The organism is Marinicella meishanensis, assembly GCF_019931145.1.
GTDB classification, from domain to species: domain Bacteria; phylum Pseudomonadota; class Gammaproteobacteria; order Xanthomonadales; family Marinicellaceae; genus Marinicella; species Marinicella meishanensis.
Window position 1 is genome coordinate 255339 of sequence record NZ_JAIOUV010000001.1, and the last position, 23799, is coordinate 279137.

24 protein-coding genes are annotated in these 23799 nt (G+C 50.3%); 12 read left to right on the forward strand and 12 right to left on the reverse strand.

All coding sequences use genetic code 11. From position 1 onward, the window contains the following. Positions 1–9: 9 nt before the first annotated feature. Positions 10–585: an ECF-type sigma factor gene (locus tag K7G70_RS01045; RefSeq protein ID WP_223786733.1), complete on the reverse strand. Its 576-nt coding sequence runs from the start codon at positions 583–585 to the stop codon at positions 10–12. A gap of 248 nt (positions 586–833) precedes the next feature. Here K7G70_RS01045 and K7G70_RS01050 point away from each other — a divergent pair, with 248 nt between their 5' ends. Then, entirely contained in the window at positions 834–2018 is a 1185-nt protein-coding gene (locus K7G70_RS01050; RefSeq protein WP_223786734.1) for a GGDEF domain-containing protein, read from the forward strand. Positions 2019–2022: 4 nt separating this feature from the next. Here the strand turns inward: K7G70_RS01050 and plsB are convergent, their stop codons facing one another. From plsB to K7G70_RS01075, 5 genes are all read right to left on the reverse strand, one after another. Continuing rightward, positions 2023–4437, reverse strand: coding sequence for a glycerol-3-phosphate 1-O-acyltransferase PlsB (plsB, locus tag K7G70_RS01055; RefSeq protein ID WP_223786735.1), 2415 nt, complete (start codon positions 4435–4437; stop codon positions 2023–2025). A 106-nt stretch (positions 4438–4543) separates the two neighbouring features. Then, the gene (locus K7G70_RS01060) at positions 4544–5371 is read right to left on the reverse strand and encodes a hypothetical protein (RefSeq protein WP_223786736.1); all 828 of its coding nucleotides are present in this window, start codon (positions 5369–5371) and stop codon (positions 4544–4546) included. Positions 5372–5442: 71 nt separating this feature from the next. Further along, the gene (gene hslU, locus K7G70_RS01065; RefSeq protein WP_223786737.1) at positions 5443–6768 is read right to left on the reverse strand and encodes an ATP-dependent protease ATPase subunit HslU; all 1326 of its coding nucleotides are present in this window, start codon (positions 6766–6768) and stop codon (positions 5443–5445) included. 9 nt (positions 6769–6777) lie between these two features. Continuing rightward, positions 6778–7329 carry an ATP-dependent protease subunit HslV gene (gene hslV, locus K7G70_RS01070; protein ID WP_488801366.1) on the reverse strand — a complete coding sequence of 184 codons (552 nt, stop codon included), beginning with the start codon at positions 7327–7329 and terminating at the stop codon, positions 6778–6780. Positions 7330–7482: 153 nt separating this feature from the next. After that, positions 7483–7998, reverse strand: coding sequence for a YkvA family protein (locus tag K7G70_RS01075; RefSeq protein ID WP_223786739.1), 516 nt, complete (start codon positions 7996–7998; stop codon positions 7483–7485). Positions 7999–8160: 162 nt separating this feature from the next. On the opposite strand from K7G70_RS01075, the gene K7G70_RS01080 reads away from it, so the two are divergent. The 3 genes from K7G70_RS01080 (at position 8161) to K7G70_RS01090 (ending at position 11635) form a co-directional block, all read left to right on the forward strand. Then, positions 8161–8793 carry a M48 family metalloprotease gene (locus K7G70_RS01080; protein WP_223786740.1) on the forward strand — a complete coding sequence of 211 codons (633 nt, stop codon included), beginning with the start codon at positions 8161–8163 and terminating at the stop codon, positions 8791–8793. Between the two features lie 63 nt (positions 8794–8856). Continuing rightward, positions 8857–10317, forward strand: a complete 1461-nt coding sequence (locus tag K7G70_RS01085; RefSeq protein ID WP_223786741.1) for a GTPase — start codon at positions 8857–8859, stop codon at positions 10315–10317. Positions 10318–10375: 58 nt separating this feature from the next. Continuing rightward, positions 10376–11635: a GTP-binding protein gene (locus tag K7G70_RS01090; RefSeq protein WP_223786742.1), complete on the forward strand. Its 1260-nt coding sequence runs from the start codon at positions 10376–10378 to the stop codon at positions 11633–11635. Positions 11636–11656: 21 nt separating this feature from the next. Here the strand turns inward: K7G70_RS01090 and K7G70_RS18085 are convergent, their stop codons facing one another. The 4 genes from K7G70_RS18085 to K7G70_RS01105 form a co-directional block, all read right to left on the reverse strand. Continuing rightward, positions 11657–12061 (reverse strand): PilZ domain-containing protein, encoded by a 405-nt coding sequence (locus K7G70_RS18085; protein WP_431310015.1) that lies wholly within the window; start codon positions 12059–12061, stop codon positions 11657–11659. A 15-nt stretch (positions 12062–12076) separates the two neighbouring features. Continuing rightward, the gene (locus K7G70_RS01095; protein WP_223786743.1) at positions 12077–12454 is read right to left on the reverse strand and encodes a PilZ domain-containing protein; all 378 of its coding nucleotides are present in this window, start codon (positions 12452–12454) and stop codon (positions 12077–12079) included. Positions 12455–12625: 171 nt separating this feature from the next. Beyond that, entirely contained in the window at positions 12626–13594 is a 969-nt protein-coding gene (locus K7G70_RS01100) for a ribonuclease Z (protein ID WP_223786744.1), read from the reverse strand. 11 nt (positions 13595–13605) lie between these two features. After that, positions 13606–13818 (reverse strand): hypothetical protein, encoded by a 213-nt coding sequence (locus K7G70_RS01105; RefSeq protein ID WP_223786745.1) that lies wholly within the window; start codon positions 13816–13818, stop codon positions 13606–13608. A gap of 69 nt (positions 13819–13887) precedes the next feature. Here K7G70_RS01105 and K7G70_RS01110 point away from each other — a divergent pair, with 69 nt between their 5' ends. The 8 genes from K7G70_RS01110 to K7G70_RS01145 all read left to right on the forward strand — a co-directional run bounded on the left by K7G70_RS01110 (position 13888) and on the right by K7G70_RS01145 (position 19686). Beyond that, positions 13888–15741 (forward strand): ABC-F family ATP-binding cassette domain-containing protein, encoded by a 1854-nt coding sequence (locus K7G70_RS01110; protein WP_223786746.1) that lies wholly within the window; start codon positions 13888–13890, stop codon positions 15739–15741. A 457-nt stretch (positions 15742–16198) separates the two neighbouring features. Continuing rightward, the gene (locus K7G70_RS01115; protein ID WP_223786747.1) at positions 16199–16621 is read left to right on the forward strand and encodes a hypothetical protein; all 423 of its coding nucleotides are present in this window, start codon (positions 16199–16201) and stop codon (positions 16619–16621) included. Further along, the gene (locus K7G70_RS01120; protein WP_223786748.1) at positions 16614–17048 is read left to right on the forward strand and encodes a BLUF domain-containing protein; all 435 of its coding nucleotides are present in this window, start codon (positions 16614–16616) and stop codon (positions 17046–17048) included. The genes K7G70_RS01115 and K7G70_RS01120 overlap by 8 nt, the downstream gene beginning before the upstream one ends. A gap of 1 nt (position 17049) precedes the next feature. Continuing rightward, entirely contained in the window at positions 17050–17400 is a 351-nt protein-coding gene (locus K7G70_RS01125) for a hypothetical protein (RefSeq protein ID WP_223786749.1), read from the forward strand. Between the two features lie 19 nt (positions 17401–17419). Next, a complete protein-coding gene (locus tag K7G70_RS01130) occupies positions 17420–18313 on the forward strand; it encodes a hypothetical protein (RefSeq protein WP_223786750.1) in 894 nt (297 codons plus the stop codon). A gap of 75 nt (positions 18314–18388) precedes the next feature. Then, positions 18389–18907, forward strand: coding sequence for a GTP-binding protein (locus tag K7G70_RS01135; RefSeq protein ID WP_223786751.1), 519 nt, complete (start codon positions 18389–18391; stop codon positions 18905–18907). Then, a complete protein-coding gene (locus tag K7G70_RS01140; protein ID WP_223786752.1) occupies positions 18908–19315 on the forward strand; it encodes a roadblock/LC7 domain-containing protein in 408 nt (135 codons plus the stop codon). It abuts the gene before it with no gap. An 11-nt stretch (positions 19316–19326) separates the two neighbouring features. Then, positions 19327–19686, forward strand: a complete 360-nt coding sequence (locus K7G70_RS01145) for a hypothetical protein (RefSeq protein WP_223786753.1) — start codon at positions 19327–19329, stop codon at positions 19684–19686. Positions 19687–19759: 73 nt separating this feature from the next. On the opposite strand, the gene K7G70_RS01150 is transcribed toward K7G70_RS01145, so the two are convergent. Together K7G70_RS01150 and K7G70_RS01155 are read right to left on the reverse strand one after the other, a co-directional pair. Continuing rightward, complete coding sequence (locus K7G70_RS01150) at positions 19760–22327, reverse strand: hybrid sensor histidine kinase/response regulator (RefSeq protein ID WP_223786754.1); 2568 nt, start codon at positions 22325–22327, stop codon at positions 19760–19762. 487 nt (positions 22328–22814) lie between these two features. Continuing rightward, positions 22815–23180: a hypothetical protein gene (locus tag K7G70_RS01155; RefSeq protein ID WP_223786755.1), complete on the reverse strand. Its 366-nt coding sequence runs from the start codon at positions 23178–23180 to the stop codon at positions 22815–22817. Positions 23181–23799: the final 619 nt, after the last annotated feature.

Sequence of the window (23799 nt, forward strand, 5' to 3'; positions counted from 1 at the left end):
TTCCTCTGTTTATTTGAATTGCATCAACAGCCAACTGCGGGCAAACTGCCAATTGCGCGACACTGTGGATGGTGACACCTGCATCACATGCGCCATCTCGGGGATGGTCATGCCACCAAACACCTTGTATTCGACCACCCGGGCCGCTTCGGCATCGATCTCTGACAGCTCCAACAGCATGGCATCCAACTCCAACCAATTCAATTCATTGGCTTGGGCGTTTTCGATCAAGTCAGACACTTTTTCCAGCGTCACATGCTGCTCCAAACCGCCCCGCTTTTGGCTCAATTCTGAGCGGTAATGGTCCACAATCACCCGCCGAATCACCTTCGCTGCAATGGCCAAAAAGTGGTCTTTGTTTTGCCAGTCCACAGATTTCTGATCACTGATGCGGATGAAGGCCTCATTGACCAGCTCGGTGGTTTGCAGCGCACTGGCTGAACTGGATTTGATTTGAAAGTGGGCGATGCGGTGGATGTGCGGGTACATCAACTCGATCAGTTGGGCTTCCACCTGCTGATCACCATCGGACCAGGCCTGGAGCAAGCCATCAATTTCGCGGGTATTCGGATTGGGTTCACTCATGATTGATTGTTTCACACACCATTGATTCATCCATGCAGCCGGGGCTCCATTTGATGGTCAAATCGGACTCAAGCTGGCTCGAGCCTCGACACACGTACTTTATTGTACCTAACCAGGCATTAAAAAATCAGTAATTTCTCATCAATATACCGCTGGCTGGCAGAATTGTGGATGAATGGGGGCCGGTTTGCTTTCTGTCGAGGCTTGTTCTATATTGATGACAAAGTCTGTCAATGACCCGTTGTACCATGCGCACCAACCCTTCCATGGAAATTGATCTGAACACCGCCATCGATGTGGCCTTGAACACTTGGGCGGTGTCGGTGCAGTTGGCCATCTTGTCGGTCTTCACGGGGGTGTTCCTGGTGCTGTGGTGGCAATTCCCACGCCGCGACGTGTTCTTTTGGTTGTTGGCCTGGGGTGCCAACCTGGTGGCCTTGTTGTGCATCTTTGCGGTGCTGGCACTGGTTGATCATTGGCCTGCCACCGGCATCAAAGCCCTGTACTTGTTGTATGCCATGGCCAAAATTTGGTTTGCCCTGTTGTTGGTCATCGGTCTGGGGCGACACCTGAATCGCTTGGATTTGTTCTCTCGGCGGGTGATTCAATACCTGCTGTGGGCCACGGCGGCCGGTTGGCTGGCCTTGTGGCTCAGTCCGATGAACACGCTGCACATTCAAATCGTGGTGTACTGGGTGGTGGGGTCCACCCTGCTGCTGGGTGGCGGCTTGTTCTTGTTGCAACACAACTTCCACCCCGGACGCTGGTTGCAATCGGTGATGATGCTGGAAGGCTTGGTGTTCGTACACCATGGTTGGGTCTTGTTGCCCACTTTGTGGGGCGGTGAGGTGCCGGCTTACATGACCCGGATTTCTTTCTTCGACTCCATTTCTGAGTTGATCGTGGGCATCACCTGCGTACTGGCCACCACCCGCCGGGTGCTGCGGGAAGAGCAAAACCGCAACCGCGAGTTGGAACAAGCGCAACACGCACTGCGAGAATTGATCGATGAAGATCCCTTGACCGGCTTACACAACCGCCGCAAATTGCACGGCATGACTTTGGCCCCCGCCCGGTCGGCTGTCTTGGTTTATTTGGATATCGACCGCTTCAAACCCATCAATGACCAATGGGGTCATGCGGTGGGTGACGCCTGCTTGCGCCGTTTGGCCGAAAGCATGCAACAGCACTTGAACGGGCACGGTGAATTGTTTCGTTTGGGTGGTGATGAATTTTTGGCGATGCTGTTTGACCAAGATGAACCGACCGTGCAAGCCATGATCGACCGCCTGCGTCAGGACTTGGCGGTGGCCGATGCCAAAGCACCGGCATTTGCGGTGTCAGTCGGGGTGGCCACTTGGTCGCCAAGCGAATCTTTCGAACAGGCCTTGCAACAGGCCGATGCAGCGATGTATCAAAACAAACAGCGCTGAGGCCTCACAACAAATACAATATGCTGTGTCTGATCCGGCGCGAGAGGATGGTTTTGGCGCCCTGGTACATGGGCTCCAGATTGTCCGAGTGGATGATTTTGCCGGCCAGATCGACGCGGATGATCTGTTCGTCTTTCAACACCGAGATGAATTGGCGGAACAGGTTTTTGTCAAAAAAGTCGGGCGAATTGAATTCGTACAGCAAGGACAGTTGACTGGCCACTTGATGGCACAAGGACTCCAATTCATTGCTGGTGAGGTTGCCGGAACCGCGTTTTTTCAACAAGGCAATGACGATGAAAAAACGCTCATAGGTTTGCATCAAGGCATTGGCCAACACGCGCAATTGGGCCGCTTGTAAGGAACCGCCTTTGTGGCGTTCCAGGTTGCGGCCGGTGGAGACCAACAAATCCAAGGACTTGAGTGTGGCCAAGGTTTGGCGACCGTATTCAACGAATTCCTCGGTGGTCCAGCGCAAGAACAATTCATTTTTGATGAAGGGATAAACGATGGCCATCATGCGCAACACCTCACGCCGCGGGTGCTTGAGGTTGTTGACAAAAAACATCGCAATGAATGAGCTGGCGGCGAACAAGTGCAGCACGTTGTTGCGGTAATAGGTCATCAACACACCCATTTCGTCTTTGACCTGGATGACGTCGCCCAGAGGGTGCTCAACCCGCTGAATGAAGCCCAAAAAGATGCCTTTGGCGATGATTTCATCTTCACTGAGTCCGGTCACGGTGGTGCGTTCAGAATAGGGCAGCTGGGTGATGATGTCTTTGTACAAACGGATTTGGGCGCGCAGATTGTCTTCGGAAGCCGCCCGATTGGGGGTGGACAACAAGGTCACGGCCAACAGATTGATCGGATTGACGTGGGACGCTTCGTTGATGTGGGTGAGGATTTGATTACCGGTGTCTGACACCACATTTTTGAACCATTGGGGCTTTTCTTTGACGTCCAGTTTGATGTCTCGCCAATTCGGCTGGTGCTTATCCAACACCTTGTCCAACTCAATGGGCTCAGAAAAATTCACCGTCAAGCGGCCATAGTTTTCTTTCAACAGCTTAATGGTTTTGAACAAGCCGCCGATGGATTCTTTTTGTTTGCCTTTGCCACCCAGTTCATTCTTGTAAGAGGCGCCTTCCATCAGTTTTTCGTAATTCAGTGAGGATGGCACGAACACCAACGGTTTGCTGCGCTCGTTCAAATAACTGCGCACGGTCATGGCCAGCATGCCGGCTTTGGGGTGCAACAGGCGACCGGTGCGCGAGCGGGTGCCCTCAATGAAATACTCGATCGACACACCGTGCGCGATCAAGGAACTGAGGTATTCAGAAAAGATGGTCGAATACAACACGGAGTTGAATGAACGGCGCAAGAAAAAGGCGCCTGAACCCCTGAGGATGCGCCCCACCACCGGCAAATTCAAATTGATTCCCGCGGCGATGTGCGGCGGCACGATGCCCCGTTCATACAGCGAATACGAGAGGATTAAATAATCGATGTGGCTGCGGTGGCATGGCGTGTAAATGATTTCTTTTTCGGTGGTCAGGTGGCGCAAATCATCAAAGAAATTCAATTTCACCCCATCGTACACCTTGGTCCAGAACCAGCGAAAAATGCCACTCATGAATTTGATCGCTGAGTAGGAATAATCCGCCGCAATCTCGCGAATGATTTTTTGCGCCTCTTTCTGGGCTTTTTCCAGCGGCATCTTGCGGCGGTCGGCATAGTTGGCAATTTCTTGTTGCACCACCGGTCGCTTGATGATGTTTTTGGCGATGGTGCGGCGGTGCGACAAATCCCGGCCCACCACCGATGTTTTGACCCGGTTGTTGTGCAAGCGCAAGACCCGCGACAGTTTATGGGCCATGCGCTCCGGGGCTTCTTTGGAGTCATCCAACTCTTGGTTGATGACAATCGGTTGACTCAAACGCAACAAAGTGTGTTTGCCATGCACCAACACCGAAATGAATTTGCGAAAGCGACCGGTGATGCCCCATTTTTCTGAAAAGATGACTTTGAAGATGCCGTGATCACGGTCGGGGGCCCGCCCCAGAAACACCGAGATGGGGATCAACTGCAGTTGTTTGGCACCGTCTTGTTTGATTTGGGTGATGACATCGGTGAGTTGTTTTTCAAACTCCTTGTAGTCGGTTTGGCGGTTCCAATACCCCACCAGTTTTTTCGATGCCAAGATGCTTTTGTTGAGGCCGAATTCGGCGTCCAGTTTGAACGGTTTGGGCAAGTTGCCCCGATTGATTTCTTCCCACAGAATGCTGCGAGAGATGGTCGACTCACTGGACAGCACATAGACAAAGGGCAAGTCTTGATCCACCCCCAGGGTTTTCAGTTTTTTGGGGCTGTATTCGACTTTGACCCGCAGGTACAACAGTTTGCTGAGCAATGACATGAGATCAGTGTAGCAGATTCGGGTTCATGAGCAATGGTGGCAAAAGTCACGCAGTTGAAAAAGGGCCGCAATCGGCCCTTTCTCTGAACTTAATTTGGCAGTGGATTTATTGCTCACCCACCCAAACGCCGTCTTTTTTCACCATGTTCATGGTTTGTTTGATGGTTTGACCAAAAATTTCAAAGTTCACATCCATGGTGGCATTGTCGCCGTTGACATTGACGTTGCTCACATCCACTGAATCCAACATGTCATCCATTGACAAACCATAGACATTCAACAGGTCTTTGAAGCCACCCAAGGCAATCGAGCCTTTGGCCAAAGCTTGTTCAAAAGTCATGTTTTCCACTTCATCCAAAGAAGTCATGTCCATGGCTTTGGCGGTGCCGACCACCGAAGCAATGGCGGCTTTGGTTTTTTCGTCGCTCAACACGTCGTTTTCACCAATCCAGTCAACCGCAGCGCCGGCCACAGCCGCCAGGGTTTCTCTTTGCTCTTCTGGAATCATGGGGTTTTGCTTGATGCCTTGGACCATTTGGTCTTTACCCATCATCACCATCATTGGCAACATGGCTCGGGCTTGCTCCAATTGCGGTGCAGCCATGGCATATAGTTGATCTTCAGCACCGTCAGCGGTCAGCATGCTCATGGTTTGGGCAAACTGGGCTTTATCGGCTTCTGAGAAATTACCGGTTTTGTTGTTTTCAAATTCGGTAACCAAGTCGTTGTATTGTTGCTCACTCAGTGAATTTTTGATCAACGAGTGCAGGTCGTTGGCTTTCATCGCCGCGACATTGGCCAGGAAGGCACCGTCTGGGGTGTCGGTGTCCATCTTGGCAATTTCAGCGGCTGCGGAGTTGTCGTCACCGCCACAAGCGGTCAAACCCATCAGGGCAACCAGCAACAAAGCAAACAGTTTGTAATGTGTCTTCATAAGATCCTCTTCTCAAAAAAAAATAGAAAGCGCGTATTATCCCTTGTATCCGTTGATTTCACAAGGCATCACTACAATATGTAACGGCTCAGATCTTCGTCTTGTGACAGCTCTCCCACCGCTTCATCCACCTGCTGGGCATCGATGGTGTATTCCTGTCCGGATTTATCGGGTGCCTCAAAGGCCACTTCATCAAGGATTTTTTCCAACACCGTGTGTAAGCGCCTGGCGCCGATGTTTTCGGTTTTTTCATTCACCGACCAGGATATTTCGGCAATGCGTTTGATCCCTTCGGTGGTGAAGTTCAAGGTCACCTGTTCGGTGCCAATCAAGGCCTTGTATTGTTCGGTCAATGAATGCTCTGGCTCGGTCAGGATGCGCTCAAAGTCTTCGCTGGTCAAGGCCCGCAGTTCAACCCGGATCGGCAAGCGGCCTTGCAGCTCGGGTATCAGATCCGATGGTTTGCTCAAATGGAAGGCGCCGGAAGCGATGAACAAGATGTAATCGGTTTTGATCGGCCCGTATTTGGTGTTGACCACCGAGCCCTCAATCATCGGCAACAAATCCCGCTGCACCCCTTCGCGAGACACTTGACCGGAGCCACCCATGCCGCCACTTTTGGCGACTTTGTCGATCTCATCAATGAACACAATGCCGTTTTGCTCGGCTTGGGTCAGAGCCTGTTGTCTGATTTCATCCTCATTGATCAATTTTTGGGCCTCTTGCTCGGCCAGGATCGGTAAGGCTTGTTTGATGGTCAGTTTCTTGGTTTGTTGTTTCTTCTTGCCCAAAGATTCGAACATGCTTTGTAACTGATCGGTCATCTCTTCCATGCCCGGTGGGCCCATGATGTCGACGCCCATGTTCATGTTGACCTTGATTTCGATTTCTTTGTCGTCCAACTTGCCTTCGCGCAATCGGGTCAGGAATTTGGCCCGGGTGGCACTGTCATCAACGGTTTCATCCGGAATTGGTGATTCCCGACGCGGCAACAGGTGGTCCAATACCCGTTGTTCGGCGGCATCTTCGGCCATTTTGTTGACTTGTTTCATCGCCGTTTCGCGGGCTTTCTTCATGGATGACTCGACCAAATCACGAATGATGGATTCCACATCCTTGCCGACATAGCCGACCTCGGTGAATTTGGTTGCCTCCACTTTGATGAACGGCGCATCAGCCAAAATAGCCAAGCGTCGGGCAATTTCGGTTTTTCCTACCCCAGTGGGGCCGATCATCAGGATGTTTTTCGGGGTGATCTCTTTGGCCATCGCCTCGTCCAGCTGCATGCGACGCCAGCGGTTGCGCAAGGCAATCGCCACCGAACGCTTGGCCTTGTGCTGGCCAATGATGTGTTTGTCCAATTCCTGGACGATTTCTCGGGGGGTCATGTTTGACATAGCGGTTCCTTATAATTCCAAACTTTCGATGGTGTGGTTGCGATTGGTGTAAATACAAATGTCGGCAGCGATGTTGAGCGCTTCCTTGACCACTTGTTCGGCCGGCAGTTGGCTGTTTTTGATCATCGCCAGCGCCGCTGCTTGGGCAAAGGGACCGCCCGAACCGATGGCAATCAGGCCATGTTCTGGTTCAATCACATCGCCGTTGCCGGAAATGATCAGTGAAGTTTCTTTGTCGGCGATGGCCAACAAGGCCTCAAGGCGACCCAAGCGCCGGTCGGTGCGCCATTCTTTGGCCATCTCCACCGCAGAACGAATCAAGTGGCCCGAATGTTTTTCCAGTTTGGTTTCAAACACCTCAAACAAGGTGAAGGCATCGGCCGTGGCCCCAGCAAATCCGGCCAGCACCTCATTGCGGTACAAGCACCTGACTTTGCGGGCGTTGGATTTCATCACGGTGTTGCCCAGGGTGACCTGACCGTCACCGCCAATCACCACTTGTTTCTCATCTCGGTAGCTGACAATGGTGGTGCCGCGGTAGTTGTGCATGGAGTCTTTCATTGGATTTTTGTCTGGTGGTAAGTCCCCTAAATGGGTTGTGTTTGGCAAAAATCAAACCCCTTTGTGCCCGTGTGAGCGATTTTGCCCCTCATAAACGACAAAACACCCGGACCAGCCGGGTGTTTTGTGGGGTGTTGATGTTGGTTCAGTGCTTCACCAACCCCGTTGGCGCTTGGATTTTCGGAAGCGTCGGTTACGGGCGCGGCTGACCGCTTCCTGGTCTTTGATTTCAGCCCAGTCTTCCATGCTGAAAGGACCGTTCTTGGCATACACCAAGCGGGCCCGACAAAAATCTTTGTATTCCATCATTTCTTCTTCAACCGCATCCATGGTGCCATCAATCACAATGCAGTCATCGACATAACCGATGCCTGGAATGTGGTCTGGAATCACGTCGTTGTCATCAATGAAATACTTGATGGTGGCGTTGATTTTTTCTTTGTTGCTGTCTTCAATGACCCAGGTTTTGTCTTCAACCATGCTCAACATCATTGACAGACAACCGACTTGGTCCACCACATAGCCATCGTCCACATTGGCCCGCACTTCGGCCACTTTCTCTCTCGCCTCCTGGACGTCATTGGCATCGATGTTGGTACCATGCTCTTCGATGAACTTATTAAAATGTGCTTTGACTTGATCATCAATATCGATCGATACAGTAGGCATAACAGTTCCTCTGATAAATGAATTGGATTATTATAAACAGCCTTCACAATAAATCAAATGACGGCTCAGTGATCATGTATATTATCACTGTCTTCGTACAAAACGAGTAATTTGCTTAAATTCTTTCGTCATACACACACCTTTAACGGCCATGTGGCCTGGATGTTACTGTTTTTTGCGGGCATTGGCCAAGCCGCCGACAGCGATTTGAATCAGCGTTTGCTGCAAGATGCCGAACAGCAACAGGCCCAAATGGTGACCCGCCATGGCTTGCACCCCGATGCACGTTGGGCCAACAAATGCCAACTACTGATTGAACACTTGGCCTTGGAGCGCTTTCAATCCTGCCTGGTGTTGGACGCCGATCATGCCAATGCCTATGCCTTGGCCCATGGCGTGGTGATGTTGACCCAGGGCTTGTTGTCACAAATCAACAACGACCACCAATTGGCCCACGTTCTGGCCCATGAACACGCCCACTTGTTGTTGGACCATCACCTGCAAGCCGCAAAAAAGATACAAAACCCACCGACCTTTTTCACCAAATCCCGCTTGAAAAAGTTTTACCGACAACTGGAACATGACGCCGATCAGGCCGCCAATGAATGGTTGTTGGCACAGCAGATGGATCCGCAACAAATTCACCATTATTACCTCAGAATCGAGCCTCAAGTGCGGGACAAGAAGGCCGACCATGACAAGTTATCCGACCGCATTCAACGCCACGGCCTGCCCCATGAAATCATCGACCCATGGTGGCAAAAAACCCAGTCCACCGGCGCCAAAGCCCGGTAGACACCAGCCAACAGATTACGATCAGCACGCGAGGCCCGGACCTTTTTTGACTATAATGTGGGCATGAAGTTGAACAGCAAAACCTTGTTGGTGATGGCCTTGACTGCCATGGGCTTGGTGGCCCTGATGGTGGTGTTGGTATTGGCTGAAAAGTTGTTGGCCATCTGGCAGTACCTGCAGGAAGCCCCGTTGTGGGTGTCGGTGATGTACGCCAGCCTGATCGTGGTGGTGGCGGTGATCCCGGTGTGGCTGTTCATCAAACTGACCCGACCCAAAGTCAAAAGCAAACCCCAAGTCAAAGTGATTGACGAAAGCAGCCTGTCGGCCGCCATCGAGCAAGAGCGCAGCCGTGGGGTGGACACCCAGGCGGCCGATGCCGAAATGCAGGAACTGCACAGTCGGCGCAGCAGTGGACAGTTCTACATCAGCCTGTTTGGCAGCGCTTCTACTGGCAAGTCCAGTTTGATTCAAGCCTTGATTCCCAATGCCCAAGTGGCCATTGATGTGGTCAAAGGCACCACCATTGAAGCCCACCGACATCAATTCGGCCAACTGGTGATCACCGACCTGCCGGGCTTCGACGCGGTGGATCAGGCCGAACTGAGCCAATTGGCCTTGGAAGAAAGCCAGCGGGCCCATGTGGTGGTGTTTCTGTTAAACACCGATTTGGCCCGCAGTGAAATGGTGCTGTTTGAACAACTCAATGCCTTGCACAAACCGATGGTCCTGGCCTTGAACAAAGTCGACGTCTATTCTGCCGCCCAAGTGCAGCAAATCACCGCCGCCATTGAACACAAAACCCGACAACAATTCCCCGTGGTGTTAATCAACACCGGCGGGGTCAAACCGGTGGTCGTGCAACACGCCGACGGCACCGAAAGTCAACACCACGAACCGATCGAACCCAAAATCAAGCCACTGTTATCCGCCATCGAACTGGTGATCAGCAACAACCCCGATGCGCTGCACCGCTTTCGCGATGCCGGCATCCTGCGCCTGGCCGAAGAAAAGTTGCACAGCGCCAGTGAAACGTTCAATGCTGAGGTGGCCCAAGAAACCATCGAACGCCACACCCGCCGTGCCATCGTCGGCGCCCTGGCCTCGGTGGCACCGGGCTCTGATCTGGTCATCCAAGGCACCATCGGCACCCAATTGGTACGCGAACTGTGCCAATTGTATGACGTGCCGGTCAACCAGCTGCAAGTGGACCAGGTGCTGAAATCGGCCGGCGGCAAACTGCGCACCTCCACCTCCTTGGTGTTGGCGGTGGCAGGCAACGCCTTGAAAGCGTTTCCGGGCATCGGCACGGCGGCCGGTGGCATCATGCATGCCGTGGCCTATGGCCTGATATTCAACTCATTGGGCAAAGCGGTGATGACCAGCGTGCAGCAAGAAGGTCGTTTGAACACCGAGTTAACCCAACAAACCTTTGAGGAAAACCTGCTTGGCACATCCAAAGAACTGGCTAAAGATCTGGCGAAAATGGCGCTCAGACTCAGCCAACAAAAAAGCCCCAAAGCCTGAACCAGAGGCAGCGGCGGCAACGACTGAACCGACGGTCAACGATCGGGCCTTGAGCAGCTTGCGCCAGTTACTCAACGACCCCAAAATCCCCGCGGTGGTCAAAGAGCAACTGAGTCATGAGTATGCCAACATCCAGCGCTTGATTGACAAGCTGGAACAAGAACAAATCCACATCGTCGCCTTCGGCAAAGTCAGCACTGGCAAGTCTTCTTTGCTCAATGCCATCAGTGGTCAGCCGCATTTCCAAGTCAGCCCCTTGCATGGCGAAACCAAGCACACCAGCCACTTGGACTGGCCCAGTTATGAACAACAATCGGTGGTGTTGATTGACACCCCAGGCACCGACGAATTCGATGGCGAAGAACGCGAGGTGATGGCCCAACAAGCGGCCAAACAAGCCGATGTGATTTTGTTTGTGCTGGATGGTGATCTGAGTGAGTCACAAAAACAACAGTTGGAAATCATTGCCCAACCCAACAAACCCCTGATCGTGGTGTTGAACAAGGCCGACTTGTATACCCACGATGAAATTGAACGCATCAAAGCGTCCATTGAGGCCAAAACCCAGCACCTCAACAAGCGTTTGGTGGCGGTGTCGGCCGATCCCCGGGCCCGCACTTTGATTGTTGAATTGCCCGATGGTTCGCGCCAAGAAAAAACCGAAACTCCACCGGCCCACATCGATGAATTGAAACAGCTGATTTGGGAATTGTTGGACAAGGAAGGCAAGACCATCACCGCTTTGAACGCCAGCCTGTTTGCCGGCGAGGTGTCCGAAGATGTGGCCAAAAAAATCATCGAGGTTCGCAAAACCGCCGGACAAAAAATCATCCGCACCCATTGCATGGCCAAGGGCATTGGCGTGGCTTTCAACCCGATTCCGGTGGCTGATTTGTTGTTGGCCGCGGGCTTGGATGTGGCCATGATTCGACAATTGTCCAAACTCTATGGCTTGTCCCTGGGCAAAGTCGAGGCCACCAAACTGACCACCACCATCATGGCCCAGCTGGCGGTTTTGATGGGCGCGGTGTGGGGTGTGAACTTGCTGTCATCGGCGATGAAAACCGTCAGTGCTGGCCTGTCCACCACCTTGACCGCCACCGCCCAAGGCTCATTGGCCTATTACGCCACCTACTTGGTCGGTCAAATCGCTGAGTATTATTTCATCCAAGGCAACTCTTGGGGTAAAGACGGGCCCAAAACCGTGGCCAAAAACATCGTCAAAAACCTCGATCGCAATTCAATTTTACTGGAAGCCAGGGAGCAGATTTTACAAACATTGAATAAAAGTCGAACGGCCAAACCACCGGATCAATGACTGCTTACATCGTTCTCAGTCTCAATCCGATCTTAAGCTGTTGGATTTAATGAGTTGGCCAAGACGGAACTTGGCTTTGAAATTTTTGCTGCTCAAATAGAATCCAGCCAAAGGGCGCATGTCATCGGGCTGCGACTTTATCCACAATAACTCAGCATACACTTTGATCAATTGTTTTTCGCCATTAACATTGAATGAGACCAAAACCAATTCGGCAATGTGGTTAATGGGTAACACGCGTTCTAACACCAACTGCATGCCTTGTTCATTGAAATTAACGACTTCACCAAGCAAATTTTGGTCATCGGCTGTAAAAACGTTGATGGTTTGCTTGGGTTTTAACCTGTGAGCCCGTTCAATAAATGCACTGACCACATTAAGATCGGTGGAGGTTAACACATGGTGGCCAGAGGATTCAGTGAACATGAATTTAGCTTGTGATCAGTGATGTTTTCGAATCAATTGATTCAAGTGATAAATCGAACGGAAGTCTTTGGTACAAAAATAACAGCCACCCAACACCATGTCATGTTGGTCACTGGTCTTGGACCACAACAACTCAGCCTGCACTTTGATGTGTTTTTCCTGGAAATTTTGATGGTACACCAATGCCAGCTCTTTGATTTGATGCTTGGGCAAAGGCTGGTCACCTCGCAGCAACACCTGCACACCGGTCTCGCTGAAATTAACCACCTTGCCCAACACCTGATCAGTCATGGCATCGAGCACCACCATCAAATCGTGGGGTTGATAACGGGGCGCCCGCGCCACAAACTCACGTCCACTGCGGGTTCTGGTTAAGGCGGTATCTGGATTCATGAACAACTCCTCGTTATCGAAAAAAATCAATGTCATCGACTGTGCGCCCACCAGACCCTTTGTGCAGTCTGAGAACGACTCTTTATTAATTTATCAAATTTGAGTAAATTTGCAATTTAAATTGCATTTTTTTACCATTTTATTGGCTTTCACAGCCATAACGGGGTTGAATTATTTGGGCAGTCGCCGCAATTCATGTTCTTGATTCAGCAAAAAATGGTCAAAATCGGCGGCCAGAAACAAGGGGCCTTGGTGGTGAGCTTGGGCTTCTTCGGCGATCTCAAAGATGCTGGAGCTGGCATCGGGATCACTCGAATAGCGCGCGCTGAAGTGGGTCAAGATCAAATTCGGCAGTCCGACTAAAGCGGCGAATTGAGCCACCTGCTGGGCTGAACTGTGTTGTGGCCCTGGTCCCACTTGCGCGGCCACGGCTTGGGTGTAGGTCGCTTCATGGATCAACACATCGACCCCAGCCACCGCCGCGGCCAACAGTTCAGGGGCGTCATTGTCACCACCGACCACCACCGCGCGCGGCTTTCTGGCCGGCAACAGATACCGCTCTGCTGGCACCGATTCACCGGCTGGCCCTTTGATCGGCTGGCCTTGTTGAACTTGGCCCCACAATGGACCTTGCGGGATGCCATCGGCCAACAACCGCTCGACATTCAGTTGGCGGGCCACCTGACCTTCGGCAAACCGATAAGCAAATGAAGGCACCCGATGACTCAGGGCATGGTGAGTGACCTCGAAGTGGGCCAACCGCAAGGGACCGGTCAAAGATTCAACAGCTTGAAACTCAATGGCATAGGGCAAGTGTGTGTCCGACACTTGTTGGCAAGTCTGAATCAGGGTTTGGATCGGCGCAGGGGCGACCACGGTCATGGGCTCGGTGCGACCGGCCATGGCGGCACTGGCCAACAAGCCAGGCAATCCAAAACAATGGTCACCATGCACGTGGGTGATGCAGATGGCGGCCAAGTGCTTTAATGACAACGGGGTGTGCAGCAGTTGGTGCTGGGTGCCTTCCCCACAGTCCACCAAACACCAGGCTTTGTGTTGTTGCATTTTGATCGCCAACGCCGACACATTGCGTTCCTTGGTTGGTGTCCCTGATGAGGTGCCCAAAAAAATCATTTCCATGGTGTGATCCTTCAGTCGTATGGGTTCTTTTTCAAGGCATTGATGCGCTTGGTTTCCTCAAAGTTTTTCGGGTTGTTGGCCAAGATGCGTTGTGATTGGGCGAGGTCTTGCAGCGCGGCATGCAGGTCCTTGAGTCGTCTGTTCAGGTGCACCCCAACCACCACCAATACCAACAGCAACAACAACACTGCCGCCAACAAAGCATAAATCAGCATGGCATCCATGGGCCTCTCTCCAACCAAAACAGTGATTATAATTGATTTTAGCGGTCCACTGCTGCAGAATGACGCGCCATGATTCAATTGACCAATCTGACCCTGAGACGCGGCCACAAAGTGTTGTTCGAAGGGGCCAACTTGAGCATCCATCCGGGACAAAAAGCGGGTTTGACCGGCGCCAATGGCACCGGGAAGTCCAGTCTATTTGCCTTGTTGATGGACCACTTGCAAGCCGATCAGGGCGCCTGCAGCGTGCCCAAAGGTTGGCACATCGCCCACGTCAAACAAGAAACCCCGGCACTGGACCAAAGCGCCTTGGATTATGTCTTGGATGGCGATGTGGCGTTTCGCCAGCTGCAACAAAAAATCACCCAGGCCACCGCGCAAGAGCAGCACGAGCAGCTGGGTGAATTGTATGCTGAAATGGAGCGCATTGGCGGTTATGCCGCCCATGCCAAAGCCTGTCGCCTGTTACACGGCTTGGGTTTTGCCCCTGGTGAAGAGGGGCAGTCGGTCAAATCATTTTCTGGGGGGTGGCGGATGCGCTTGAATCTGGCCCAAGCCCTGATGAGCCGTTCGGATTTGTTGTTGTTGGATGAGCCGACCAACCACTTAGACTTGGAAGCGGTGGTGTGGTTGCAAGACTGGCTGAAACGCTATGAAGGCACCTTGTTGCTGATCTCGCATGACCGCGATTTTCTCGATGGCGTGGTGCAACACATCTTGCACATCGAACAGCAACAACTGACGCTGTACAGTGGCAATTACTCGGCCTTTGAAAAAATCCGCACCGAGCGCTTGGCCCTGCAACAGGCGATGTTTGAAAAACAACAAAAACAAATCGACCACATGCAGTCCTATGTGGACCGTTTTCGCTACAAGGCCAGCAAAGCCAAGCAAGCCCAAAGCCGCCTCAAAGCCCTGGAACGGATGGACACCATCGCCGCGGCACAAGTGGAAAACCCCTTTCACTTTGCGTTTTATCCGTGCCAAAACCTGAAGCACCAAATCGTCGAATTAGAAGGTGCCGACATCGGCTATGGCGATCACCTGGTGTTCAAGAACCTCAATTTTTCGGTCACCGCCGGGGCGCGCATCGGTTTGTTGGGACGCAATGGCGCGGGTAAATCGACCCTGATCAAAGCCATGTCAGGGGACAAAGCCTTGCAGCGGGGTGAGCTGAAAACCGCCAAGGACCTGCACATCGGCTATTTCGCCCAGCACCAGCTGGAACAATTGGACCCTGAGGCCACCGCCATTGAGCATGTGCTGCAACTGGATCCTGAGGCGACCGAACAGGTGGTGAAAAACTTCCTCGGTGGTTTCGGTTTCCAAGGCGAGAAAGCCGACACCCCGGTGGAGCCCTTTTCCGGGGGTGAAAAAGCGCGTTTGGCCCTGGCCCTGATCGTGTATCAGCGACCGGACCTGCTGCTGTTGGACGAGCCGACCAACCATTTGGATTTGAACATGCGTGATGCCATCGCCTTTGCCTTGCAAGATTATGAAGGCGCAGTGATCCTGGTGTCCCATGACAAGCACATGCTGAATGCCGTGATCGATGAAATGGTCTACATCGACCAAGGCCAGATTCACCCGTTTGACGGCGATTTGGATGGCTACCAAAGTTTCATCAAAGCCCAGATCAAGCAAGCCGAAGCCGCTGCCAACAACGTGGTTCCGATCAACAAGAAGCAAAACCACAAAGCCAATAAGGCGGCGAAAAACCGCCTGCAAAAACTGGAAAAACTGATCGATCAACTGACCCAAAAACTCACCGACGTCACCGCCCGCCTGGGTGAGTCAGACATCTACGAACCAGAAAACCAACACGAGCTCAAACGCTGCATGGAAGAATCGCAACAGCTGCAAAGTGAATTGGATGACTATGAAGCCGAGTGGTTGGAATTGAGTGAACTGATGGACAAATGAGGTGGCAAAAAGTGTCATCATTTCGTCACATAAATGTCATGTGATGTTTTTTCACAAACCAAACCAAGTCAATATCTATTTTCATAAATCACCGACAACTCATTGATATCAAAGTATTTTAAATTTTGAGCGTGGGTCCAATCACGGCTTGTATAACACGTGCACACAATCTTTGGGTTGACATGAACAATGAACATACGATACAACTAATTTAAGAGTTTGAGCGTATTCAATAGATTGTGTGTGGGCAGTTTTTTGATCAATCTCTGTGTGTGTGTAAATTTTCACTTGCTGAATTTTTATGAGTGTGTAATTCGGCATTATTTGCTGCCAGACGTGCTGTCAAGTTTGATGGCAGGACTGCTGGTCCCTTAGCAAATCGGGTAAACACCCGTCCAGAATGCTGTAATAAAGAAGGATAAAGTTGTACCAGATTACCCCAGCTGGCCATCGTGCAATGGCCAATGCCAAAACCCTCAAATTGCCGATCGAGTGGACCCAGATCCTGAACGCCATTCTCTGCCACCAGGAAGCTGCATCGGTTGAATTATCACGTTGTGATTTTTCTCTGCTGCAAGCCTTGGCCGAAATCGGGTTAATCCGCAAATCCAATGTTGCCCCTAATCCAGACCAGACAGCAGGCATCAATGAACCATCACAACCAGCCCTGTCTGCCATCAAACAACAGTTTGCTGGCCTGTTAAAACAACACTTCACCAACGATCATCAGCTGTGGGACATCTTGATCAATTTGGAGTCGGTGCTGGATCGAGATGGCATGATTTGGTTCATGAATCAAGTGATGGGTTTGTGCCAAGCGGATCAACTCAAGGCTTATCAACCTTTATTTGAACGATTATTGGAGCTGGGTGATGAATAACAACCAATCTTTGGTCAGGTTGACCTATGCCAGTATCAAGGACCGACATGTGGACGGCAGAGACTTGGAGCAAATTTTGATCCAAGCCCAGGCACACAATGAACAACGGAACATCACTGGTGTGTTGGTCTTCAACAGTCAATTTTTCCTACAGGCTTTGGAGGGACCCAGGGTGGCTGTCAGCCAGTTGTACAATAAAATCATCCAAGACACCCGTCACCATGATGCTCAAATCATCAAGTTGTGCGCCATCAAACAAAGGCACTGGTCAGTGTGGTCGATGGAATTTATTTCCATCTCCGAACCAGAAGAGCGCGTTTACCGCAAATACTCCAGCCAAAGCCAATTCAATCCTTTCAAGATTGAAACCGACGCTGTGGATGATTTCTTGCAAGAAATATGCCAACCCTATCTGGAGGGTTCCTGACATGCATTCATTGCAAGAAACCATTTGGGAGAATGTGTCCAACCGCCCCTTGAAACAGAACATGGTGGGCAAGTACTACCGGTTAACTGAGTGGCCAAACTTTGGTTTTTCCAAGTACAGCCCGGATTTCATCGTGCTCAGCGCCCATTTAACCAAGAAAACCATGAGCAAATCGGAATTGTTGCAGCTGGTCAATGGCAACGAACACATCGTCAATCATTTTTTGAATGCGGCATCTTTGCTACAAATCATTGAGCTTAAGGAGGGGCGAGAAAACCTTCAGCGAGATTCTGGCTCCGCAGTCAGCCATTTCACCAACCGGCTCAAATCACTGTTTGGTTTCAGTTCATGATAAGCACGGGGGGAATGTTATGAATATCCGCATAGCTTGTGCCATGGGGGGCCGCGACTTGGCCTTGATCAAATCAATTCTGAGCCTCCAAAGTGAATACAATGGCAGCCAGCTGAGTTTCACAGAAGACACGCGACAAAGTGATGTGTTGGTGGTGAAAGACTATTTGGATGATGGTGCTGTGTATTATGCATTGAATCGCAAAAACGGCCAAAAAACCCCAATTCTACCCAACCTCAATCCCAAATCGTTGAGGCACTTGTTCAGCGCACTTGGCCAACAAAGTTTACACGCCAACCAATCCATTGCAGCGGTGGACCAACTCAAACCATTCAAAACTATTTTGTTGGAATACATGCAAGCCAACAGTGACAGCTTGATGATGGTGGCATCATCAGACTGGTGTGTGCTGTTTGATAAAGACAACAACCGCATGCATGCCAACCGCAAGATAGACCAAGCGTTGGTGCAGGCCTTGATTGACCAACCTGACCACGACACTGAGATCCTCGCCGCATCGGACCCCCTGCCAGCTGAACTCGAACATTCCGCAGCATTGGAAAACTGGTGCTGGCAACTGGGGCTGGATGACAAGACCCAAAACATGTTAAAGCGATTGGACCTGAATGACCCCAAGTTCAAGTTGATTTCCTGGCCCAATTTTGGCGAATTGAAATTCAAACCGGAATTCATTCAATTGTGTTCTGGCTTGTGGCACTCAGCCATGACCCAAAAGGAAATCATCCAACACATGGGTGTTGAACCTGCCCTGCTGTGTCAATTTTTGAACGCCACATTGTTGACTGGACATTTGGCCATGGTTCCCAATCACGACACTGACCACACGACCACAGCCAAACCCACAGGTGAGTCTGGCTTCATTTTCAATTTGAAACGACTTTTTGGATTTTAATCACCATGACTGACACTTGCCTCACATATTTGATGCATCAGCCCTGTGTCATGCCCACTCGGCAGCGAGGTTGGCATGCATAAAAAAGTGGCTTTCATCGGCTCAGTGGGATCAGGTAAAACCACCATCATAGATAACTTGAGCAGCATCAACACCGTGAACACCGATGTGGAGTCATCGGTCGACATTGGCAAAGAAATGACCACGGTTGGCATCGATTATGGACACATCGTGGTCGATCAAGAAACCACCTTGGGCTTGTATGGTGTGCCTGGACAGCGCAAATTTTCCTTTATCTGGGATTTTGTCAAGGATGGGTTGTGGGCAGTGGTCATCTTGGTCAGGAACAGGGATCGAGAATCGATCCATGAACTGGACCATTTGTTGGATTATTTTGACATTCAACAACACATGCCGTGCGTGATTGGCATCACCCACGTGGACAGTGAGTCCGGTGAATCCACCATCAAAAAAATAAAATCCACATTGCAGCCACGCGGTTTGAATCTGCCAGTCTATACCATTGATGCCAGAGACAAAGAATGCGCCAATTTAATCATGAGAACCTTGATAGCCATAGAAGAGAGCCAATAAATGAAACAAACTTTTGCAGACTTATTCAAACAAATTGACAGCAAGTTACACAGCATTCGCTGCTTGAGCTTAACCACCGAGGATGGCTTCTCTGTGTTCAGTCAAACAGCCGGCAGTTTCAAAGTAGAGGACGACAAACTCTCGGCTGTGACCAGCTCACTCACAGCTTTGGGTTCGGCCGCCGCCAAGCAATTGATCGGCGCCAAGTTTGAATCCACTTGCATTGAAACCAACGAAGGCTTGATGTTCATGATCAAAACCAAATACCAAGACAAACCATGTGTCTTAAGCCTGATATCAGGCAATGATCCCAACTTGGGTCAAATCCGTTTTTATCTGAATAAGCTGGCCGCTTATTTAGAAACAGCGAAACTGTCTGCTGCGAACGACAGCCAACCTCAAAAATAGGGGAAAATATTATGGCCAACATTAAAGAAAGTTTAGAAGATTTGATGACAGTCGATGGCGCCAAGTGTGTGTCATTGGTGGACAGTTCATCTGGCATGGTGCTGGGTGAAATGGGGACTGGAGTGGACATGGAGCTGGCCGCTGCCGGTAATTCTGAAGTGGTTAAAGCCAAAATGAAAACCATGAAAAACCTGGGCCTAAAAACCGAAATCGAAGACATCTTGATCACTTTGGGCGATCAATACCACATCATTCGTCCGATGGTCTCGCAAAAAGGTCTGTTCTTGTATGTGGTGCTTGACAAAGAAAAAGGCAATCTGGCCTTGGCGCGCCGCAAAACTCAAAATGTAGAAGAAGCCTTAAAAGTATAAATACTGAGGGAGAATGTTGCCCTGATTGAGTTTCAGTGAGTGACTGGTGCACCACACTGAAACATCAATCAGGTCATTTTTCTGTTATCTGCGCTCGGATGGCCAATTCGCTGGCGGTAAAGCTGGATTCAATTTTTGGTATCAATGCTTCGACCGCAAGGCCATCACCTTGTTTGCTGGCCTGCTCAATGGCCAGCGCCAACGCACTCAGTTGATCGCAGGCCATGGTGGCGGCTGATCCAACCAAAGCATGCGCCGTCAGGCTCACGGCCTCATAATCCTGTTGTACCACCTGGTGCTTTAAAGTTTGAATGTGTTTTTCCATGCTATCAGTGAAATTGTGAATGATGTCTTTGATCAACGCCTCATCACCCGCCAATCTTTTATATAATGCTGCATAATCAAAGACAGCCGCCTTTTTATCAGCCTCACCTGATTGCTTGTGAGATGTGTAATCATGCGCCGATTGGGTTGTGTGATTCAATAACCAGGGCGATATGATTTGTTGCACCATCGCTGATTCAATCGGCTTGGTGATGTAGTCATTCATGCCTGCAGCCAAACATTTTTCTCGGTCGCCCTGCATGGCGCTGGCGGTCATGGCGATGATTGGAATGGGCGGCAGGCCTTGTTCGGCTTCCAACTGTCGAATTTTTTCTGTGGCTGCATAACCATCCATGATGGGCATTTGACAGTCCATAATGATCAGGTCAAAGGCGTCGTTTTGCCAAGCTTTGACGGCGGCAGCCCCGTCATCGGCCAACGTCACACTCATCCCCAAGGTTTCCAGCACACCATTGGCCACATATTGATTGGTTTCATTGTCATCCACCACCAGAATGTGTCCCTGCATGGGTATTTGCTGCTTCTCAGAGGCTGGCTTGGGGTTGTCATGTCCAGACAATTGGTCAGGTTTTTCTAGGCGCACGGTGAACCAAAAATGACTGCCTTGTTTCGGCTTGCTGTTGACCCCCACTTCACCACCCATCAGTCGGGCCAATTGTTGACAAATGTTGAGGCCCAATCCGGTTCCGCTGTACTTGCGGGTGGTGGAGTCATCGGCTTGGGTGAATCGGTTGAACAAATTCTCTTGCAGGTCCTCAGGGATGCCTATGCCGGTGTCTTTGATGTTGAACTTCAAAAGAGCCTCTGCGGCATTTTCCCAGATCATTTGGGCATCGACAAACACGAAACCCTTGTCTGTGAATTTGATCGCATTGCCCACCAGGTTGTGCAAGATCTGTCTGATGCGACCGGCATCACCGATGAAATTTTGCTGGTCAAGCGATTCCATTTCATATTGGAAACTCAGGCTTTTTTCAGCCAAGCCAGGTTGAATCGATTCGGCAAACTCGGCCATCAATGCCTGCAGGTTGAATGGTTGATCATCAAGCGTCAACTTGCCGGCTTCAATTTTTGATATGTCCAAAATGTCATTGATGATCGCCATCAGTGAATCGGCACTGTTTTGGATGATTCGGGCGCGCTCTTTTTGATCTGCTGGCAACGGGTTCTGTAACATCAAATCCAAGGTGCCCAGTATGCCATTCATGGGGGTCCTGATTTCATGGCTCATGTTGGCCAAAAACACCGATTTGGCTTGGTTGGCACTGTCGGCTTTTTGTTGGGCCTGGATCAGTTCCTGTTCAATTTTTTTGCTTTCCGAGATGTCTCGCAGAATACAAAAAATCGCCGGCTTGCCACCAAATGGGATGGCCGTGAGGGTGATGTCTGCAGGGTAGACCTGTTGGTCTTTCTTTTTATACAGCCACTCAAATCGACAGTAGCCTTTGGCTTCCACAATGGCCTTGGTTGCCAGCGCCTTTTCATACGAAGTCACCCCACCATGCTGCATCTCCGGGGTCAAAAAGAACGGGTTGATGGTCAACATTTCTTGTTCATTGGCGTAGCCAAACAAATCCACCGTGGCTTGATTGACCATGACCAGTTTGCCATCGGCAATGATCAACATGGGATCTTCTGATTTCTCATACAGCAGCCGATATTTTTCCTCGCTTTCTTGCAGCTGTTGCTCACGCTCAATGGCCTCAAATCGCAGCTGTTGGTTCTCTTTGAAATGCTTGTTGAATTTGATGCCACTGACAAATGAAACCACCATATACAACACCACCAACAATGCCATCGGACCACCTATGGGACTGTCGGAATTGACGATGTGGATGGTGATGGGGATCACCACAATCGGCAAGAACAGCAACAAGCCGCGCTTCATCGGGGACAACACCCGCAAAGCCACAATGCAAATCACCGCCAAAGTGAGCTCGAGCATGGTTTGGTGTACCATGGACTCATACACAAACAGCATCCACCCCGCCGACCCCCAGACCACGGCAGACAACAAGATACCAAACAAATATCGGTTTTCCCAATGACCCAGCTGTGCTGTTTGGATCGGAGCGTGTTGATCATATTGCCATTTGAGGAACACCCGATACAGGATCGAAACCAGCAGAATCGCCCCCCATGTCAGCAAAATGAACAGGCTTTTGTGCTCAACCATGGCAAACAATAAAATGAGGCCTGCAGCCAAAATCAACAATTGGTTTGACACCAATGAGTCAAACAACAATTCAAGTCTTTCCCGTCGGGGCTGGTTGTTCTTTTGGATTTTATTTGTCATGTGGGATTGTCTCTCATCTGTATCAGACAACGGTCAACCATCGATGACGTACATACACACGCTTGACCACACCCAATGAGGGTATCACATTTCAAGAAATCATCCGAGAAGTACCGGTGGCTTCGTTTTATTGCACAACAGCAAAACTTTTGACCACAGGCTGATTCTGTTTCAATTAAATTGCCACCGACATCATCCTGCGGCTTGACCAATGATTGAATTGCAGGGAGTTCATTTCAACCATGCTGTGCGGCCCACAGCGTTGAGTGCAGGAGCACGCAATCAACCCAGTCAGAAAGCATTAAATGTTAATGAAGTTCTTGGCCTGCCTTGAGCTCATTCAACCTGGATGATCCGGTCAAGCCGGCTCAAGACGGGTGGGGGTGGGTGAAAAAAATACATCGCCAGTCCTCATGGCGAATGATCATTGGGCCTATTAATGGCTCAGTGGTAGGAAATGAATGTCATTTTGACCGGTTGATAGACTTTATGATGCCCGCCTTTTCTTGTTAATGATCCACAAATAAACACCCAACACCAACTCAAACAAAATGATTCCTGGATAACAGAGCACGATCAGCCATATGCCCACCCCAGGTTGTTGATTTAATTCATCCATCATAATCACAAACAACCCAAATTGGATTACAAGGGCTGTTGCTACAGAAGCCGTGTTACCTCTGTTGATGCCAACCACGAACAATATCACTGAAAACACCAGAGCCACCAACACCAATATCATCCAAAACCAATCCCATCTCTGCTTTTGTTGATGTAATGACCATTCCTCTTGGCTTTGCTGCTGCCAATCATTGGAGACCAATTCAAAACTGCGGGTTACCAAAGTGTCCAAATCAACCCGAATTTTGTATTTCCTGTGAGGGGCAGCTTTTCGCTGTAGATAGTCATCAATTGATGTGATGGGGAACCCAAAAGCCCAATTCTCATAAATGGTTAATTGGTAGACACCGGACCATGACTTGTTATCAGAATGGCTGATTTCGTGTTCAATGGCCGATTTGGCCCATTTGGGTGTTTCAATGATTTTTGGAATGCGCTGACAATAGCCATTAATCCTGACCTCTTCCACAAAAAACAAATCTGTACATTGACCGGCCTGACAGTCTGCAATGATGACATTCTCAATGTCTCTGCATGATCTGCCTTGACTGATGTTGACATGAATCAGCAACGCAATAAAAAGCAACAACCGCATGGGTCTTCCTTGTATGGCTTCATCCATATGACATTGGGTGTCAATAAGGGTTCTGATTGTTTGGATGTTTTTTTGATCTGGACCGCAGGACCCAGGCAGACAAAACTAAATGTTTAAGTTATTTTTGGTCCTCCTTGAGCCCTTCCACCTGGATGATCCGGTCAAGCCGGATAATGACGGCGGGGGAGGTGGCTGTGGCTTTTGCTGCCCCTATTTGATGTTCTGGTGGTGGTTGGTGCGCTTAGCAGGACGCTTC

Coding starts and splice junctions, on each gene's coding strand:
- K7G70_RS01045 (WP_223786733.1), bottom strand. CDS start 585: ATGAGTGAACCCAATCCGAATACCCGCGAAATTGATGGCTTGCTCCAG.
- K7G70_RS01050 (WP_223786734.1), top strand. CDS start 834: ATGCGCACCAACCCTTCCATGGAAATTGATCTGAACACCGCCATCGAT.
- plsB (WP_223786735.1), bottom strand. CDS start 4,437: ATGTCATTGCTCAGCAAACTGTTGTACCTGCGGGTCAAAGTCGAATAC.
- K7G70_RS01060 (WP_223786736.1), bottom strand. CDS start 5,371: ATGAAGACACATTACAAACTGTTTGCTTTGTTGCTGGTTGCCCTGATG.
- hslU (WP_223786737.1), bottom strand. CDS start 6,768: ATGTCAAACATGACCCCCCGAGAAATCGTCCAGGAATTGGACAAACAC.
- hslV (WP_488801366.1), bottom strand. CDS start 7,329: ATGAAAGACTCCATGCACAACTACCGCGGCACCACCATTGTCAGCTAC.
- K7G70_RS01075 (WP_223786739.1), bottom strand. CDS start 7,998: ATGCCTACTGTATCGATCGATATTGATGATCAAGTCAAAGCACATTTT.
- K7G70_RS01080 (WP_223786740.1), top strand. CDS start 8,161: ATGTTACTGTTTTTTGCGGGCATTGGCCAAGCCGCCGACAGCGATTTG.
- K7G70_RS01085 (WP_223786741.1), top strand. CDS start 8,857: ATGAAGTTGAACAGCAAAACCTTGTTGGTGATGGCCTTGACTGCCATG.
- K7G70_RS18085 (WP_431310015.1), bottom strand. CDS start 12,061: ATGTTCACTGAATCCTCTGGCCACCATGTGTTAACCTCCACCGATCTT.
- K7G70_RS01095 (WP_223786743.1), bottom strand. CDS start 12,454: ATGAATCCAGATACCGCCTTAACCAGAACCCGCAGTGGACGTGAGTTT.
- K7G70_RS01100 (WP_223786744.1), bottom strand. CDS start 13,594: ATGGAAATGATTTTTTTGGGCACCTCATCAGGGACACCAACCAAGGAA.
- K7G70_RS01105 (WP_223786745.1), bottom strand. CDS start 13,818: ATGGATGCCATGCTGATTTATGCTTTGTTGGCGGCAGTGTTGTTGTTG.
- K7G70_RS01110 (WP_223786746.1), top strand. CDS start 13,888: ATGATTCAATTGACCAATCTGACCCTGAGACGCGGCCACAAAGTGTTG.
- K7G70_RS01115 (WP_223786747.1), top strand. CDS start 16,199: ATGGCCAATGCCAAAACCCTCAAATTGCCGATCGAGTGGACCCAGATC.
- K7G70_RS01120 (WP_223786748.1), top strand. CDS start 16,614: ATGAATAACAACCAATCTTTGGTCAGGTTGACCTATGCCAGTATCAAG.
- K7G70_RS01125 (WP_223786749.1), top strand. CDS start 17,050: ATGCATTCATTGCAAGAAACCATTTGGGAGAATGTGTCCAACCGCCCC.
- K7G70_RS01130 (WP_223786750.1), top strand. CDS start 17,420: ATGAATATCCGCATAGCTTGTGCCATGGGGGGCCGCGACTTGGCCTTG.
- K7G70_RS01135 (WP_223786751.1), top strand. CDS start 18,389: ATGCATAAAAAAGTGGCTTTCATCGGCTCAGTGGGATCAGGTAAAACC.
- K7G70_RS01140 (WP_223786752.1), top strand. CDS start 18,908: ATGAAACAAACTTTTGCAGACTTATTCAAACAAATTGACAGCAAGTTA.
- K7G70_RS01145 (WP_223786753.1), top strand. CDS start 19,327: ATGGCCAACATTAAAGAAAGTTTAGAAGATTTGATGACAGTCGATGGC.
- K7G70_RS01150 (WP_223786754.1), bottom strand. CDS start 22,327: ATGACAAATAAAATCCAAAAGAACAACCAGCCCCGACGGGAAAGACTT.